The sequence below is a fragment of the Pacificispira sp. genome (genome assembly GCF_965228185.1).
Lineage (GTDB): Bacteria > Pseudomonadota > Alphaproteobacteria > UBA8366 > Aestuariispiraceae > Pacificispira.
Window position 1 is genome coordinate 723,034 of the sequence record NZ_CBDDHE010000008.1, and the last position, 14,784, is coordinate 737,817.

Sequence of the window (14,784 nt, forward strand, 5' to 3'; positions counted from 1 at the left end):
CCATGATCCCGGGCCTGTCCAGCGAAAGCGTCGAATACGGGTTGATCGGCCTGGCGCTGATCGCCGGACTGGCCCTGGGTCTCGCCGCGATGACGGCTTTCGACCGCGAACGCCGCGCCAGGACGCGGCGCCTGATCCAAACAGCCGCCCGCGCCGCGCCGCAATCGCGCGCGGCGGCGGAAGCAATCCGCCTGACCCGGGACCGGCCAAAATCCGGCGTGCTGATGGCCGCCCTGCCCCGCCGCAGCCAGTTGAACCGGCGGCTGTCGCGGGCGGGCTACAAGCCCGACCCGCGCCGCTATATCGCCTTCTCGCTGGTGGTCGGCTCGATCGTGGCGGTCGCGCTCGCCGCCTCGGGCATGGCGGTCGGGGTCGTGCTGCTGGGCGGGTTGGGGGCGGCACTGCTGATCCCGCATATGGTGCTGTCGAACCGGATCGGCAGCCGCGAAACCCGGTTCCTGACCAATCTGCCGGAAGGGATCGACATCGTCGTGCGCGGCCTTAAGGCCGGCCTTCCGGTCAGCGAATCCCTGTCCGCCGTGGGCCGGGAAGCGCCGGAACCGGTCGGCGGCATTTTCCGTGAAGTGGTCAATCTGGTGCGGATCGGCCATTCGGTGGAGGACGCCATCGCCAAGGTCTCGGACAGCATGGCCGTGCCGGAACTGCGCTTCCTGGGCATTACCCTGTCGATCCAGAAGGAAACCGGCGGCAACCTGACAGAAACCCTGCAGAACCTGTCGGACATCCTGCGCAAGCGCCGCCAGATGAAGCTGAAGATCCGCGCGGTATCGTCGGAGGCCCGGGCCAGCGCCTATATCATCGGCTCGCTGCCCTTCGCCGTCTCGGCCGCGATCTACATCGTCAATCGCGACTACGTCATGCTGCTGTTCAGCGATCCACGCGGCCTGATCATGGTTGCCTGCGGCCTGACCAGCATCGCGGTCGGCGCGGCGGTGATGATGAAAATGGTCAAGTTCGACATCTGAGGGAGAAGGCATGGCGCTCGCGGAACAGATCATCGCCGTCGCCACCGGGGAAACCGCGCTGTTGACCGCGGCGGCGACCTCCGCCGCCGCCGGGGCCGCCGCCCTGTGGCTGTCCCTGACGGAGCGCGGGCCGTCCAACCGCCGGGCCCGCGCGCTGTTGGAGCGGCGCGCCGATCTGGGCCGCACGATCAAGGCGCCCGAGCGGCGCGGTCTGGCCCCGGCGGGACTGAGCCTGGCCAAGCGGCTGGTTCATCGGTTCCGCCTGATGGGCAGCGCCCAGGCCCAGGACGCCCAGCTGAAACTGGAACGCGCGGGCATCCGGTCGCGCGACGCCATCGCCGTCTTCCTGGCCGCGAAGATGATCCTGCCGGCCGCGTTCGGACTGGTCGCCGCCTTCCTTCTGTATGTCCTGCAGATCGCGGGGGACATCCCATCCTTCATGAAGCTCGCCTTGTCCTGCCTGGCGGTGGGCGGCGGCTATATCGCGCCGGACACCTATTGCAAAAACCTGTCTGACCGGCGCAAGACCGTGCTGCGCCGCGCCTTGCCGGACGCGCTGGACCTGATGGTGATCTGCACCGAGGCCGGGTTGAACCTCGATTCCGCCTTTCAGCGCGTGGCGCGCGAATTCCGCGGCGGGTGCCCGGAACTGTCCGACGAGTTCGAACTGACCGCCGTCGAGCTGGGCTTCCTGCCGGAGCGGCGGGCCGCCCTGGCCAATCTGGACCGACGCACCGACCTGCCCGGGGTCTCCGCCCTTACCGGGACCCTGGCGCAGGCGGAGCAATACGGCACGCCGCTGGCCCAGTCCCTGCGCGTCCTGGCAGCGGAAATGCGCGATCAGCGCCTGATGAAGGCGGAAGAGAAGGCGGCGCGTCTGCCCGCGGTCCTGACCGTGCCGATGGTGATCTTCATCCTGCCGGCCCTGTTCATCGTGTTGATCGGGCCGGGTATCCTGAAGACCATCGACGCGCTGATTTCGCTTTAGAGATTCACCCGGAATAGACGGTACGGATGGCCTGTGCCTTGCGGGCATGGTCCGGCATGGCGCGCACCGTCCGCAGCAGCGACAGGTTGCGCGACACGGTTTCCGCCGTCTCCGTTTCCGCCATCAGCCGCGCCGCTGCGCCTTCCTGCCCGTCCAGGGCATAGGCGATGGCGAGCGTGCTGCGATAGCGGGCGTTCCGGTCATGGACCTGCATCAGGTCTTCCAACAGCGACAGCGCCGCGGGCGTATCGCCCGCCAGTGCCTGTGACAGGCCCAGATTGTTCTTCAGTTCGGGATTGTCCGGCGCCTTGGCGAGGCCCGCGCGGTAACTGTCCTGCGCCGCCGACGGGTCGCCCGCCAGATCATGGGCCACACCTAAGCCCAGATCGGCGCGCCAATCGTCCGGCGCCAGGGTTAGCGCCTTTTCATAGTAGGGGATCGCAAGCGCCGGCTGACCCAATCCGACCAGGGAATTGGCCAGGCCGCGCTGGGCGTCGTGATCGTCCGGCGCGCGGATCAGGGCGGCGCGGAACGCCTCCGCCGCATCGTCATAGGCGCCCGCCGCCGCCAGGGTCTCGCCCAGCTTGACCAGCGGCGCGGCCTCGTCGGGGCCGGCCTCATGGGCGCTGCGATAAAGCGCCGCCGCGCCGGGCAGATCGCCGCTGACCCGGCGGGAATCCCCGGCCTTCATCAGCGACGGCGCGGTCGGCGACCCGGCCGCAACCATCGCCTCCAGATCCGTGACGCATCCGGCCAACAGGGCGAGGCTCAAGCCAAGCGCCGTTCCGCGCAGAAAACCAAGCTTTCTCATACCACGCTCCTCCATCGGGCGATTTGCCCATGAAGAACGCATTCCCGTCAACGAATATTGAACGGGAAGTATTTGGTATTTCAGCTAAAATTGCGCCTATCGGTCAGAGCGACGCCAGGCCGGATTCCAACCGGTCGAACGCCGTGGACAGGCGTTCCGGCGACTGCGCGAAGCACAGACGGTACCAGCCTTCCGCGCCGGGACCGAAGGCGGTGCCGGGGGCGATCCCGACCTTGGCCTCGCGCACCAGACGCTGACAAGTTTCCAATGTCCGGTCCTCCGTCCCGTCGATCCGGAAGAAGCCGTAGAAGCTGGCCTCAGGCTCGCGATAGCCGCTGACGCGGGGCAGGTTGGGCAGGCGCTGACTGCAGATCCCCCGCCCCGTCCGGCAATGGCCGATCATCGCCGCAACCGCGCTCTCGCCCTGTTCGATGGCATGGATGCCGCCGCGCTGCAGAAAGGTCGGGACGCAGGAATAGTTGAATTCGATCATGTTCCCCAGCAGTTCGCCGATCTGCGGCGGATGCGTGATCCAGCCGATCCGCCAGCCGGTCATGGCCCAGCTCTTGGAGAAGCTGTTCACCGACAGGACGGGATCGTCCGGCTCGGCTATTTCCAGGAAGCTGGGCGCGGCGCGGCCGTCATAGACCATGCGGGCATAGACCTCGTCCGACACGATCCAGATACCCCGTTCCCGCGCGAAATTCAGCAGGTCGCGCATCTGATCCAGCGGCATGGTCCAGCCGGTCGGGTTGTTCGGCGTATTGACGAAGATCGCGCGGGTTCGCTCGTCGCATTGGGCGAAGACCTTTTCCAGGTCCAGATGCCAGCCGCGCGCCTCATCATTGTCCAGGACGGCATAACGCGGCTCCCCGGCCAGGGCGCGCACGACCGATTGGGCATTCGGCCAGACCGGGCAAACGATGACGGCATTGTCGCCCGGATCCAGGATGGTCTGGAAGATCATCATGATCGCCGACATGCCCGATTGGGTCAGCGACACCCTGTCCGGCGCGATCGCGCGGCCGTACAAATCGGACATATAGGCCGCCAGCGCCGCCTGGAATTCCGGCAGGCCGCGCTTGTGGCCATAGAAGGTCTCGCCCGCGTTCAGCGATTCGATGGCGACCTGGCGGATGGCCGTATCGGTCGGCAGGTCGCTTTCGCCATACCACATGGCGATGACGGAAGGATCGCCCAGGGCCAGCTTGGAGACGGCCAGAATCTGTTGTTCTTCGATGCCGGCGACGGCGGGTCGGATATGCCCGATCGGCATGGTTGGATTTCCTCTCGGCGGGATGGCGGGCGGACGGCGGCGATGCTGTCCGAACCCGCCGCCCCTGGCAAGCGCAGTGTCCGAAAATCCGTGCCGCCCTGATATTTGGCTGTGTCTGACTATCAGCCAAGAATATCCAGCGCGGACCGGACGATGCGTCGGGTTTCGTCCCATTCCAGCAGCGCATCGACGTCGGCCGCCGGAACCCAGCGCGCTTCGGCGGCATCGTCCCCGGCCTGCAGGTCGCCGCCGACGGCCCGGGCGGCGAAGTCGATCAGTGTGTAGTGGTGAACCGGTTCTCCGTCCGGCCCGGGGCTGATCGCGTCGATCACATCGATCAGCCCGGCGATTTCCACCTCGATACCGGTCTCCTCCCAAACCTCGCGGATCGCAGCCTGCCGGACGGTTTCGCCCCATTCCTGTCGGCCGCCGGGAATCGACCATTGCCCTTTGCGCGGTTCCTTGCCGCGCCGAACCAGAAGAACGTCGTCCCCGGCTTCACCGGACCGTATCACCACGGTTCCCACGCCTGAAATTGGTAGTTTTTCCGCCACCGCGACCTCGCCTTGTTTTGGTTAACGCTTACCGCCCGAAAAGGTCCAACTTTCGGCAATACCGGCATTCTGGGTTAAGATTAGTCTTTCCTTAACAGCATTCGGATACTCTTATTTCGCCTGGGAAATCGCACCGGAACAACCGGTGCGCAGGGGCGGGAATGGAAAGATGAAGCACGATCGGCGTCTGCGCCGAGTTTCGTGGAGCGTTTGGCTCATCACAACGGCGATCGTATTGCTGCTGGGCAGTCTGATCGCGACATTCTCCTATCGTCAATTCATCTCCCAGACCGAGGCACGGCTGAGGCAATTGCTTCAGGAGGTGACCCTGGCCACCGATGCCCATCTGAATGGGCATATTGCCGTGGCGCGCCTGGCGGCGGCAACGCAGCTTCGGATTTCATGTTACGAATTGTCCGGCGCAGATTGCCGGGCGGCGGCGATTCCGGCAGGCGGCCTGCACGATGCCGGCGGCGGCGGCGTTATCGGCGCCTGTCCCAACGAACTGTGGCACGAGCGAACGGATCGGGTCGGCACGGCCCTCGGCCCTGTCGGTCCGACGGGAACCCAGGGTGGGTTGCGCGCGGCGCTGACCGTCCGGTTCGGCGGCACGCGCAGCTCCCGGTTCGGCGGTCTGTGCCTGGATGTCGACCGAATCCTGGGCTGGTGGCGCAATGCCGATTGGCCGCCGGGTTCCGAAGTCGCGCTGATCCGCAGCAATGGCGACATCTGGATAACCATCGGACCGCGCACCGGCATGGAGAACTATCTGGCCGAGGCCATCACCTCCCAACGCGAGGCCGCCGGCCTGCTGGAGACGGCGGCTCAGGATACGCAGCACCCGGCCATGGTGATCGCCTGGAGCCGATCCAAGGTCGCCGACCTGACACTGGTCGCGGGTTTCACCACCGACGCCGGACTGGCCGCCTGGTCGAGCCGGTCCCGACCACTGTTGATCGCGATCGCGCTGTCGGCTCTGGTCTTCCCCCTGCCCCTTGCGATGGTCTATGGCCGCCTGGCCGCCAGCAACCGGGAGATCCGACGGCATGTCCAGCGCCTGAACCTGGCGGTCGACAGCGGCGCGATCGGGGTTTGGGAATACGATCCGAAGACCGACGGACTGGAATGGAACGACCAGATGTTCCGGATCTTCGGCGTCGAACCGGAAACTTTTGGCAATCATATCGACGATTGGCGCCGCACCTGCCATCCGGACGATCTCGATCCCACGGAAACCGCCCTGGCGCACAGTATCGAGAATGGCACGCGGTTCCAGCGCCTGTTCCGCATCCGCCGCAAGACCGATGGCGCCACCCGTTGGATCCAGGCCTATGCCGAACCCAGCCGCGACGACGGCGGCGCGGTCGTTTCCGTCATCGGCCTGAATTGGGACGTGACGCGCGACATCGAAAACAAGGCCGAACTGGGCCGCCGCCTCGCCGAGGCGAAAGAAGCCAACGCCGCCAAGGACCGATTCCTGGCGACGCTCAGCCATGAGCTGCGCACGCCGCTGAACGCGATCATCGGCTTCACCGACCTGATGCGCAGCAATATTGTCCGGATGACATCCGAAAAGCGCGATCAGTATCTGGAGGACGTGCATTACAGCGCCGGACATCTGCTGAACCTGATCAACGACATGCTGGACCTGGCACGGATCAACAACGATGCGCTGGATCTGGCCAGCAAGCCGGTCGATCTCGGCGACGCCATCGAAACCCTGCCCAGCCTGACCGGCGCGCGCACCGCCAAGGGCGGCGCCGGGCCGCGCCTGGTCTGGGACATCCCCGACCCGGCCCCGGTCGTCGTCGGCGACGTGCGCGCGATTCAACAGATCCTGATCAACATTGTCGGCAACGCCCTGAAATTCACCCCGCCGGACGGGCGGGTCACGGTGACGACCGCCAAGGCCGCGGGCGGCATGATCGACATCGCCGTCAAGGATACCGGCATCGGCATTCCGCCGGAACGCCTGCCGCTGCTGGGCGAGCCCTTCGCGAAGGGCGACGCGGTCTATCAGGCGAACGAGGAAGGCGTCGGCCTCGGCCTCGCCATCACCAAGCGCCTCGCCGAAGCCATGGGCGGCCGCATCGCCTTCGAAAGCCAGATGGGCAAAGGCACCAAGGTCACCGTCACCCTTCCCGGCGCGGCCCCGGCGAAGACGACGGGGTAGACGCGCGAGCAATCCCGAAACGACGAAACCCCCCGGTTTCCCGAGGGGTTTCGATGGTGGAGCCAAGGAGGATCGAACTCCTGACCTCTACACTGCCAGTGTAGCGCTCTCCCAGCTGAGCTATGGCCCCTTTTGGGACGCGGCCGGTCGGGGTTGGCCCCTGTCCGGCGCGGCGGCATGCGTTATACACACCGCGCGCGGTCCCGCAAGTGATTTTCCGATCCCGGATCAGGAATCGTCGTCGTCTTCGCCCTTACCGCCGACGACAGGCACATCGTCGTCGTCCAGGTCGGACGTGTCTTCCAGGACGCCGTCATCGTCGTCATCGACCAGATCGTCGTCCAGATCCGAATCCAGATCGTCTTCGTCCTCTTTGCTGGCAGCCTTCTTCTCGGCTTCCTTCTTGGCCTTTTCGTCCGCGATCTGCTGGCGGCCGCGCTTCAGCTTGGTCGCCGCTTCGGGATCGAAAGCCGCCTCACAGGACGGGCAAACGATCGGAGTCTTCTGCAGGTCGTAGAACTTCGCGCCGCAGCTAAGACAGGTGCGTTTGAAGCCCCATTCAGGTTTCGCCACGCCGTCGTCCTCCTTCGGGGTTGGAACCGGTCCGAGTGACCGGTTCCGGAATTCATCGATCGGGCCGTAAAAGACCCATGGCGCGCGCCTTTGCCAAATTCAAGTCGCGCTGTCAAAAGCTATTTCGAACGCGGCCCCGGAATCTGCGACCGGCACGGGAATTGCTTTCGCTTCGGCGACGCAATTCTTACGGGAGGATCCGCGGATGTTTGACGCGGTATCATCATTGTTCGGCGGCGCGGCCGCCATGGGCAACGCGGCCTATGGCAAGAAAGCCGCGGGCAAATCGGCGGAAACCCACGACACCGCCTCCGTGAATGAAGGCCTGCCGCCCAATGTCGCGGCGGTTCAGCGCATCAAGGAAATCGGCTTCTCCAAATGGGCGGAGGAAGTGCGCGCCCAGAAGCTGGAGGAGATGCGCGAGGAGATTCTCGCTTCGATGGGACTGTCGGAGGCAGATCTTGCCGGGATGGAGACCGGCGACCGCGCGTCGATCGAACAAATGATCCAGCAGGAAATTCAGGAGCGCATGGCGGCCTCGTCCCTGACCAAGGACAATGCCGCCGGCATCGCGACCAATCAGAGCGGCGTCCAAGCCCAGCAATTCGGTCAGGCCGGCGCCGCCAGTTCCCCTTCCGCCGCCGGGTTTGCCATCGGCGGTGCGCCGGGTACCGGGATCAGCATGGGCCCCGCCGCCATGACCGTCCTGATCAACGCCCAGGAACAAAGCGCGACGCAGGCACAATCCCGCGACGCCGAGCGTGGGTCTGTCCAGAGCCGCTTCGACCCGCCTCCGGGCCGCCGGGCGGCAAATTTTGCCTAACCCGGCCCGCCCCGTCGCGGCGGGACGATTTCCTCCAGCGGTTTAAGCCATAGAGCGGATTTTCACACCGGGGAGCGCGTGCTAAAAGCCGCTCGCCCGGCGGCGTTCCATGCCGGATGCCTGTCCGCAACCTTACCGACTCGAGGCCCTGCCCTATGAGCGCTTCCGCCACTGCCGCCGCCGAGCCGATTTCCGCCCGCGCCGAGGGCCCGCTTTCGGGCATCGCCCGGGTGCCGGGGGACAAGTCGATTTCCCACCGGTCGGTGATGCTGGGCGGGCTGGCGGTCGGGGAAACCCGGATCACGGGTCTGCTGGAAGGCGAAGACGTTCTGGCCACCGCCGCGGCCCTGCGCCAATTGGGCGCGTCGGTCGAGCGCGACCCCGCCGGCACCTGGCGCGTGTCCGGCGTCGGCCTGGGCGGGCTGGCCGAACCGGCCGATGTTCTGGACATGGGCAATTCCGGCACCGCGGCGCGGCTGTTGCTGGGCATCCTGGCCGGGCATCCGATCCGCTGTTTCATGACCGGCGACGCCTCACTGCGCTCCCGCCCGATGAAGCGGGTGACCGACCCGCTCTGCGCCATGGGTGCGCGGATCGAATGTCGCGAGGGCGGACGCCTGCCGCTGATGATCGAAGGCGCCGAACCGGTCCTGCCTATTACTTATGAATTGCCGGTCCCGTCGGCCCAGGTGAAATCCGCCGTCCTGCTGGCCGGGCTGATGTCGCGGGGCGAGACGGCGGTGATCGAATCCGTCGACACGCGCGACCATACCGAACGCATGCTGACCCATTTCGGCGGCACCGTGACGCGCGAGGCAATCGCGGGCGGCGGGGCGCGCATCGCCGTCCTGGGCGAGCCGGAACTGACGGCGGCGGACATCCTGGTTCCGGCCGACCCGTCCTCCGCCGCCTTCCCGATGGTCGCGGCGCTGATCGTGCCGGGATCGGAGGTCCAGATGCCCAATATCGGCATGAACCCGACCCGCACCGGCCTGATCGCCACCCTGCGCGACATGGGCGGCGATATCGAGATATCGAACGAACGCATCGCGGGCGGCGAGCCGGTGGCCGACCTGACCGTCCGGCATTCGGCGCTGAAGGGCATCGAGGTGCCGCCGGAACGCGCCGCCAGCATGATCGACGAATATCCGGTGCTGAGCGTCGCTGCCGCCTGCGCCGAGGGCCGCACGGTGATGCGCGGCGTCGGCGAACTGCGGGTCAAGGAATGCGACCGCATCGCCGCCATGAAGGACGGCCTGATCGCCAACGGCGTCACGGTCGAGGATGGACCGGATTGGATGATCGTCGAGGGCCGGCCGGGCGATATTGTCGGCGGTGCCCCGGTCGCGACCCATCTGGACCACCGCATCGCCATGAGCTTCTACGTCCTGAGCCTGGTGACGAAAAAGCCCGTGACCGTCGACGACGCCGCCCCGATCCGCACCAGCTTCCCGAACTTCCTGGAACTGATGCGCGGCATCGGCGCGCAGTAAGCAGAAGCGGAGACGCCATCATGAACCAGCCCACCCTTCCCATTATCGCGGTCGACGGGCCGGCGGCCAGCGGCAAGGGCACGCTGGCGCGGCGGCTGGCGACGCATTTCGATTTCGCCTATCTGGATACCGGCAAGCTGTACCGTGCCGTGGGCTTGAAGGTCGTGCGGACCGGCGGCGACCCGGAGGACGAGGAAGCGGCGGAGGCCGCGGCCCGCGCCCTGGACACGACCGAACTGGACGACCCGGCGCTGAGCGGCGACGACGCGGCCTCGGCGGCGTCGAAAGTGGCCGCGATCGACGGCGTGCGGCAGGCGCTTCTGGAGTTTCAGCGCAGCTTCGCCGCCATGCCGCCGGAAGGAAAAAAGGGCGCCGTATTGGACGGCCGCGACATCGGAACCGTGATCTGTCCGGAGGCGACGGCGAAGCTGTTCGTAACCGCGGACGTGGAAGTCCGGGCCGACCGACGCCACAAAGAGTTGCTCAATCGGGGCGAGACCAGTATATACCCCCGCGTTTTGGAGGAACTCAAAGCCCGGGATGCCCGCGACACGAACCGCGCGAGCGCCCCGCTGAAACCCGCCGCCGACGCCACGGTGCTCGACACCTCGGCCTTGGATGTGGAACAGGCCTTCGCCGAAGCCCTCAAGATCGTGGGCGGCAAGGTGCAGGAGGCGTTGGATGTGTTGGCGGAAGATTCGGGCGATCCCGAACTCTTCTAACACCTTCAGGACACGAGAGTACCGATTGCAAGAGCACAGGGAGCGCCCCCCGATACTCGGCCGTGGCTGATGCCGCGGACCCTGGCGGAACAAGAAGGGCGACAGACAGTAACGATGTGCCGGCTGCCGCGCGATAAGCCCTAAGCGCGCGGCGGGCCGTTTTCTTTTTGGGGCGAGACCGCCGGAGACAACCGGACGGCCGGAAAACCGAACCAGACTGAAAGGAACAACTGAATCATGGCAAAAGAGAGCTTTGCCGAGCTTTTGGAAGAATCCCTGGGCGAGCGCGACTCGCTCGAAGGTACGGTAGTTAAGGGGATCGTGATCTCCGTAGACAACGACATGGCGCTGATCGATGTCGGGCTGAAGGCTGAAGGCCGCGTGCCGGTGAAGGAATTCGCCGCCCCGGGTCAGCCGGCCGAAATCGCCGTCGGCGACACCGTCGAGGTCTATGTCGAGCGGATGGAAGACAAGAACGGCGAGGCGATGCTGAGCCGTGAGAAGGCCCGCCGCGAAGAAAGCTGGATCAAGCTGGAAGAGCAGTTCAACAACAGCGAGCGCGTCAACGGTGTGATCTTCGGCCGCGTCAAGGGCGGCTTCACGGTCGACCTGAACGGCGCCGTCGCGTTCCTGCCGGGCAGCCAGGTGGATATCCGCCCGGTCCGCGACATCACGCCGCTGATGAACACGCCGCAGCCGTTCCAGATCCTGAAGATGGACCGCAGCCGCGGCAACATCGTCGTGTCCCGCCGCGCCGTCCTGGAAGAGACCCGCGCCGAACAGCGCGCCGAACTGGTCGAAAACCTCAAGGAAGGCCAGGTTCTGGAAGGCGTCGTCAAGAACATCACCGATTACGGTGCGTTCGTTGACCTGGGCGGTGTCGACGGTCTGCTGCACGTCACGGATATCTCCTGGCGCCGCATCAACCACCCGTCGGAAGAACTGTCGATCGGTCAGACGGTCAATGTTCAGGTCATCCGCTTCAACAGCGAAACCCAGCGCATCTCGCTGGGCATGAAGCAGCTGCTTGCGGATCCGTGGGAAGGCGTCGAAGCCAAATACCCGGTCAGCGCGTCCTTCACGGGCCGCGTCACGAACATCACCGACTACGGTGCGTTCGTCGAACTGGAAGCCGGTATCGAAGGCCTGGTCCACGTGTCGGAAATGTCCTGGACCAAGAAGAACGTCCACCCCGGCAAGATCGTCTCGACCTCTCAGGAAGTCGAAGTCATGGTCCTGGACGTCGACCCGAACAAGCGCCGCATCTCGCTTGGCATCAAACAGTGCCAGGAAAACCCGTGGGATACCTTCACCGAGAAGTATCCGGTGGGCGCCGAGATCGAAGGCGAGATCAAGAACATCACCGAATTCGGTATGTTCGTCGGCCTGACCGAAGAGATCGACGGCATGGTCCACATGTCGGACATCGACTGGCACACCGCCCCGGAAGAGGCGCTGGCCGGCTACAACAAGGGTGACCGGGTCAAGGCGAAGGTTCTCGACGTCGACGTCGAGAAGGAACGCGTCTCGCTGGGCATCAAGCAGCTGGAAAGCGATCCGTTCGAAGAAGCCATGGACGGCGTCCGCAAGGGCGACGTCGTGACCTGCACGGTCACCAAGGTGCAGGACAACGGCATCGAAGTGACGGTGAAGGACTCGCTGCCGGGCTTCATCCGCAAGGCGGAGCTGAGCCGCGATCGTTCGGAACAGCGCCCGGACCGCTTCGCCGAAGGCGAGAAGGTCGATGCGAAGATCACCGCCATCGACAAGTCCAGCCGCAAGCTGACCCTGTCGATCAAGGCCTTCGAAACGGCGGAAGAGAAAGAGGCCATGGCCAACTATGGCTCCTCTGACTCCGGTGCGTCCCTGGGCGATATCCTGGGCGCCGCGCTGAAGAAGAAGGAAGAGCAGTCGGGCGACGAATAATCGTCCCCGTCTGACGGAAAACGTCGGGCCGGCCCTGCGCAAGCGGGCCGGCCCTTCGCTTTTCGAGACCCGCAGCGTCACCCTTCCGGCGCGGCCGGAGGCGCGAACGCGGGCAAAACAATGACTTGGCAGGTTTTGGACAAGTCTTTGTCCTTGAAGGGAAATCAGGCCTTTGGCAGGGTCTGCAAGGGTTGAGAGTCGCGCCAGAGAAGAAACAACCGGTTCCGGGGGCGGCGCGCATATGAAACGGCGGGAGACATCCGAATGACGCGATCCGACTTGATCGCCCGTATCGCGCAGAATCGCGGACTGTTCCAGCGCGACGTCGAACGGGTTGTGGCGACGGTATTTGAAGAGGTCACGAACGCCCTGTCCCGGGGAGACCGTGTGGAGCTTCGCGGGTTCGGTGCCTTTTCCGTCAAGGACCGCGACGCCCGGACCGGTCGCAACCCGCGCACCGGCGAAGCGGTGGATGTCGACGCCAAATCCGTTCCGTTCTTCAAGACCGGCAAACAATTGCGTGAGCGGTTGAACGACTCGCAGTAAGCTGGGTACCGTCGGCGGCAAGCCTCGGAGGGACCCCATGCGCGCAATAGCGAAAATTCTTGGAATTGTGATCGGCCTGCCGATCATCATCGTGTCGGTCGCTTTTGCCGTCGCCAATACGGAGCCCGTGTCCCTGGGCCTCTACCCCTTCGAAACCGTGGTCGCGGTGCCGGTGGTTCTGCTGGTCTTCGTCGTCCTGCTGATCGGATTCGCCATCGGCGCAATCTCCGCCTTCCTGGGCGCCGGCCGGTTGCGCCGACGCGTCCGGAACGCCGAGTTCCGCCTGCGCCAGATGGAAATGACCGCCGCGCGCATCAAGCGCGAGGAGGAGGCGGCCAAAGCCAAGGAACGCCAGGAAGCGGCCCTGCAGAAGCCCGCCGACCACCCGGTCCTGGCGGCGGAGTGACGGGCAGCCTCCCCCGTCCCGAAATCGCCTCATTCATCCCCTTCACTACCCGGATAGGGTTGATCCGGCTGGCGTTGCCGACGAATCGGCGGCACTCTCCGCCCTGTCCGGGATAATGGGTGCTAAGGTGTCGAAGCGATGAAAACCGACGGGATGACCGAAGAAGAGATCAACCGCCGCCACGCCGAGAAAATGGCGAAGAAGAAGGCCGCGCGGGACAAGATGCTGGCCGACAAGACAATCGAGAAGGGCCTGCTGATCGTCCATACCGGCAAGGGCAAGGGCAAGACCACGGCCGCCATGGGCCTGGCCGCGCGTGCCGTCGGTAACGGCAAGAAGGTCTGCATCGTCCAGTTCGTCAAAGGCGTCTGGAACACGGGCGAGCGCGAAGTTTTGAAACATTTTCCTGATTTATGCGTCATGAAGGCGATGGGCGAAGGATTCACCTGGGATACCCAGGACCGCGCCCGCGACATCGCGGCCGCGCAAGCGGCATGGGATTTCGCGAAGGAGGCCATGGCGGACCCGAGTTTCGACATGGTCATCCTGGACGAGATGAACATCGTCCTGCGTTACGACTATCTGGACCTTGAGGACGTCATGGCGACGCTGACGGGCAAACGGGAGATGCTGCACGTCGTGGTGACCGGCCGGAACGCCAAAGAGGAACTGATCGAGGCGGCCGACCTAGTGACCGAAATGACCCAGGTGAAACATCCGTTCCGCGCCGGTGTGAAGGCGCAGATCGGAATTGAATTCTAAGCCGCGCCCGGACGGGCAGCCGCGCGCCGGAACCGAAAGGAAGCGACCCTATGCGTATCATCGCTGCGTTAACCCTCGTGCTCGCCCTGGCGACAGCCCTGCCCTACGGCACCGCCCGCGCGGACAAGCTGGACGCCGAACAACTGGTCAACGACGCCGAATTCACCGTGAAGCGGATGTGGGACCATCCCGAATTCAAGGATTACATCCGCACCTATCTGCGCCGGGCCAAGGGCGTGGTCGTCGTACCGACCCTGTTGAAAGGCGGCTTCATCATCGGCGGCGAAGGCGGTTCGGGCGTTCTGATGGCCCGCGCCCAAAACAATGAATGGAGCTATCCGTCCTTCGTTTCGGTCGGCTCCGCCTCCATCGGGCTGCAGATCGGCGGCCAGACTTCCGAATTGCTGCTGATCATCATGACCGGACGCGGATTGCAGGCGATCCTGGACGATCAGGTTCAGATCGGCGGCGAGTTGAGCGGCGCGATCGGCCCCTATGGCAGCAGCGCCGAGGCGTCGACGACGACCAATCTGGATGCCGACATCATCGCCTATTCGATCTCAAAGGGCGCCTTTGTCGGCGTGAATATCGAAGGCACCGCCCTGGTGCCGCGCGGCAGCTACATCCGGTCCTATTACGGGCAAACCGTGTCGCCGCATGCCGTCGTCCTGGAGGGCAAGGCTGGCAATCCGCACGCGGATTCGCTGCGCGCCACGTTGAAGAGCCTGGTCTCGCAATAGGCCGA

General features: G+C 65.2%; 15 protein-coding genes and 1 tRNA gene. 11 read left to right on the top strand and 5 right to left on the bottom strand.

Going from position 1 to position 14,784, the window contains the following annotated elements:
• Positions 1 to 2 precede the first annotated feature (2 nt).
• Positions 3 to 986 carry a type II secretion system F family protein gene (locus tag ACO06O_RS18220; RefSeq protein WP_421883053.1) on the top strand — a complete coding sequence of 328 codons (984 nt, stop codon included), beginning with the start codon at positions 3 to 5 and terminating at the stop codon, positions 984 to 986.
• A 10-nt stretch (positions 987 to 996) separates the two neighbouring features.
• A complete protein-coding gene (locus ACO06O_RS18225; RefSeq protein ID WP_421883055.1) occupies positions 997 to 1,974 on the top strand; it encodes a type II secretion system F family protein in 978 nt (325 codons plus the stop codon).
• A gap of 4 nt (positions 1,975 to 1,978) precedes the next feature.
• Here the strand turns inward: ACO06O_RS18225 and ACO06O_RS18230 are convergent, their stop codons facing one another.
• The 3 genes from ACO06O_RS18230 to ACO06O_RS18240 all read right to left on the bottom strand — a co-directional run bounded on the left by ACO06O_RS18230 (position 1,979) and on the right by ACO06O_RS18240 (position 4,576).
• Complete coding sequence (locus tag ACO06O_RS18230) at positions 1,979 to 2,785, bottom strand: tetratricopeptide repeat protein (RefSeq protein WP_421883058.1); 807 nt, start codon at positions 2,783 to 2,785, stop codon at positions 1,979 to 1,981.
• A 103-nt stretch (positions 2,786 to 2,888) separates the two neighbouring features.
• Positions 2,889 to 4,061, bottom strand: coding sequence for a pyridoxal phosphate-dependent aminotransferase (locus ACO06O_RS18235; RefSeq protein ID WP_421883061.1), 1,173 nt, complete (start codon positions 4,059 to 4,061; stop codon positions 2,889 to 2,891).
• 122 nt (positions 4,062 to 4,183) lie between these two features.
• A complete protein-coding gene (locus ACO06O_RS18240) occupies positions 4,184 to 4,576 on the bottom strand; it encodes an NUDIX hydrolase (RefSeq protein WP_421883064.1) in 393 nt (130 codons plus the stop codon).
• A gap of 208 nt (positions 4,577 to 4,784) precedes the next feature.
• Between ACO06O_RS18240 and ACO06O_RS18245 the strand changes: the two genes are divergently transcribed.
• Entirely contained in the window at positions 4,785 to 6,788 is a 2,004-nt protein-coding gene (locus ACO06O_RS18245; protein WP_421883067.1) for a PAS domain-containing sensor histidine kinase, read from the top strand.
• Positions 6,789 to 6,842: 54 nt separating this feature from the next.
• Here ACO06O_RS18245 and ACO06O_RS18250 read toward each other — a convergent pair.
• Positions 6,843 to 6,918, bottom strand: a tRNA-Ala gene (locus ACO06O_RS18250).
• A 98-nt stretch (positions 6,919 to 7,016) separates the two neighbouring features.
• Positions 7,017 to 7,361, bottom strand: a complete 345-nt coding sequence (locus ACO06O_RS18255; protein WP_421883070.1) for a TIGR02300 family protein — start codon at positions 7,359 to 7,361, stop codon at positions 7,017 to 7,019.
• Between the two features lie 205 nt (positions 7,362 to 7,566).
• On the opposite strand from ACO06O_RS18255, the gene ACO06O_RS18260 reads away from it, so the two are divergent.
• The 8 genes from ACO06O_RS18260 to ACO06O_RS18295 all read left to right on the top strand — a co-directional run bounded on the left by ACO06O_RS18260 (position 7,567) and on the right by ACO06O_RS18295 (position 14,779).
• On the top strand, positions 7,567 to 8,184 hold the full coding sequence (locus tag ACO06O_RS18260; protein WP_421883074.1) for a hypothetical protein: 618 nt from the start codon (positions 7,567 to 7,569) through the stop codon (positions 8,182 to 8,184).
• Positions 8,185 to 8,339: 155 nt separating this feature from the next.
• Positions 8,340 to 9,677, top strand: a complete 1,338-nt coding sequence (gene aroA, locus ACO06O_RS18265; protein ID WP_421883076.1) for a 3-phosphoshikimate 1-carboxyvinyltransferase — start codon at positions 8,340 to 8,342, stop codon at positions 9,675 to 9,677.
• A 20-nt stretch (positions 9,678 to 9,697) separates the two neighbouring features.
• Positions 9,698 to 10,399, top strand: coding sequence for a (d)CMP kinase (gene cmk / locus ACO06O_RS18270; RefSeq protein ID WP_421883079.1), 702 nt, complete (start codon positions 9,698 to 9,700; stop codon positions 10,397 to 10,399).
• Positions 10,400 to 10,636: 237 nt separating this feature from the next.
• A complete protein-coding gene (gene rpsA, locus ACO06O_RS18275; RefSeq protein WP_421883082.1) occupies positions 10,637 to 12,325 on the top strand; it encodes a 30S ribosomal protein S1 in 1,689 nt (562 codons plus the stop codon).
• A gap of 264 nt (positions 12,326 to 12,589) precedes the next feature.
• The gene (gene ihfB / locus ACO06O_RS18280; protein WP_420419004.1) at positions 12,590 to 12,871 is read left to right on the top strand and encodes an integration host factor subunit beta; all 282 of its coding nucleotides are present in this window, start codon (positions 12,590 to 12,592) and stop codon (positions 12,869 to 12,871) included.
• Between the two features lie 37 nt (positions 12,872 to 12,908).
• On the top strand, positions 12,909 to 13,277 hold the full coding sequence (locus ACO06O_RS18285) for a lipopolysaccharide assembly protein LapA domain-containing protein (protein WP_421883085.1): 369 nt from the start codon (positions 12,909 to 12,911) through the stop codon (positions 13,275 to 13,277).
• A 138-nt stretch (positions 13,278 to 13,415) separates the two neighbouring features.
• Entirely contained in the window at positions 13,416 to 14,039 is a 624-nt protein-coding gene (cobO, locus tag ACO06O_RS18290) for a cob(I)yrinic acid a,c-diamide adenosyltransferase (RefSeq protein WP_420419006.1), read from the top strand.
• Between the two features lie 50 nt (positions 14,040 to 14,089).
• Entirely contained in the window at positions 14,090 to 14,779 is a 690-nt protein-coding gene (locus tag ACO06O_RS18295) for a lipid-binding SYLF domain-containing protein (protein WP_421883088.1), read from the top strand.
• Positions 14,780 to 14,784 lie beyond the last annotated feature (5 nt).

Bases quoted from the DNA above. Each gene is read 5' to 3' on its own strand.
- ACO06O_RS18225 (WP_421883055.1), top strand. From the start codon at position 997: ATGGCGCTCGCGGAACAGATCATCGCCGTCGCCACCGGGGAAACCGCG.
- ACO06O_RS18220 (WP_421883053.1), top strand. From the start codon at position 3: ATGATCCCGGGCCTGTCCAGCGAAAGCGTCGAATACGGGTTGATCGGC.
- rpsA (WP_421883082.1), top strand. From the start codon at position 10,637: ATGGCAAAAGAGAGCTTTGCCGAGCTTTTGGAAGAATCCCTGGGCGAG.
- ACO06O_RS18230 (WP_421883058.1), bottom strand. From the start codon at position 2,785: ATGAGAAAGCTTGGTTTTCTGCGCGGAACGGCGCTTGGCTTGAGCCTC.
- ACO06O_RS18245 (WP_421883067.1), top strand. From the start codon at position 4,785: ATGAAGCACGATCGGCGTCTGCGCCGAGTTTCGTGGAGCGTTTGGCTC.
- aroA (WP_421883076.1), top strand. From the start codon at position 8,340: ATGAGCGCTTCCGCCACTGCCGCCGCCGAGCCGATTTCCGCCCGCGCC.
- cmk (WP_421883079.1), top strand. From the start codon at position 9,698: ATGAACCAGCCCACCCTTCCCATTATCGCGGTCGACGGGCCGGCGGCC.
- ACO06O_RS18285 (WP_421883085.1), top strand. From the start codon at position 12,909: ATGCGCGCAATAGCGAAAATTCTTGGAATTGTGATCGGCCTGCCGATC.
- ACO06O_RS18260 (WP_421883074.1), top strand. From the start codon at position 7,567: ATGTTTGACGCGGTATCATCATTGTTCGGCGGCGCGGCCGCCATGGGC.
- cobO (WP_420419006.1), top strand. From the start codon at position 13,416: ATGAAAACCGACGGGATGACCGAAGAAGAGATCAACCGCCGCCACGCC.
- ihfB (WP_420419004.1), top strand. From the start codon at position 12,590: ATGACGCGATCCGACTTGATCGCCCGTATCGCGCAGAATCGCGGACTG.
- ACO06O_RS18295 (WP_421883088.1), top strand. From the start codon at position 14,090: ATGCGTATCATCGCTGCGTTAACCCTCGTGCTCGCCCTGGCGACAGCC.
- ACO06O_RS18235 (WP_421883061.1), bottom strand. From the start codon at position 4,061: ATGCCGATCGGGCATATCCGACCCGCCGTCGCCGGCATCGAAGAACAA.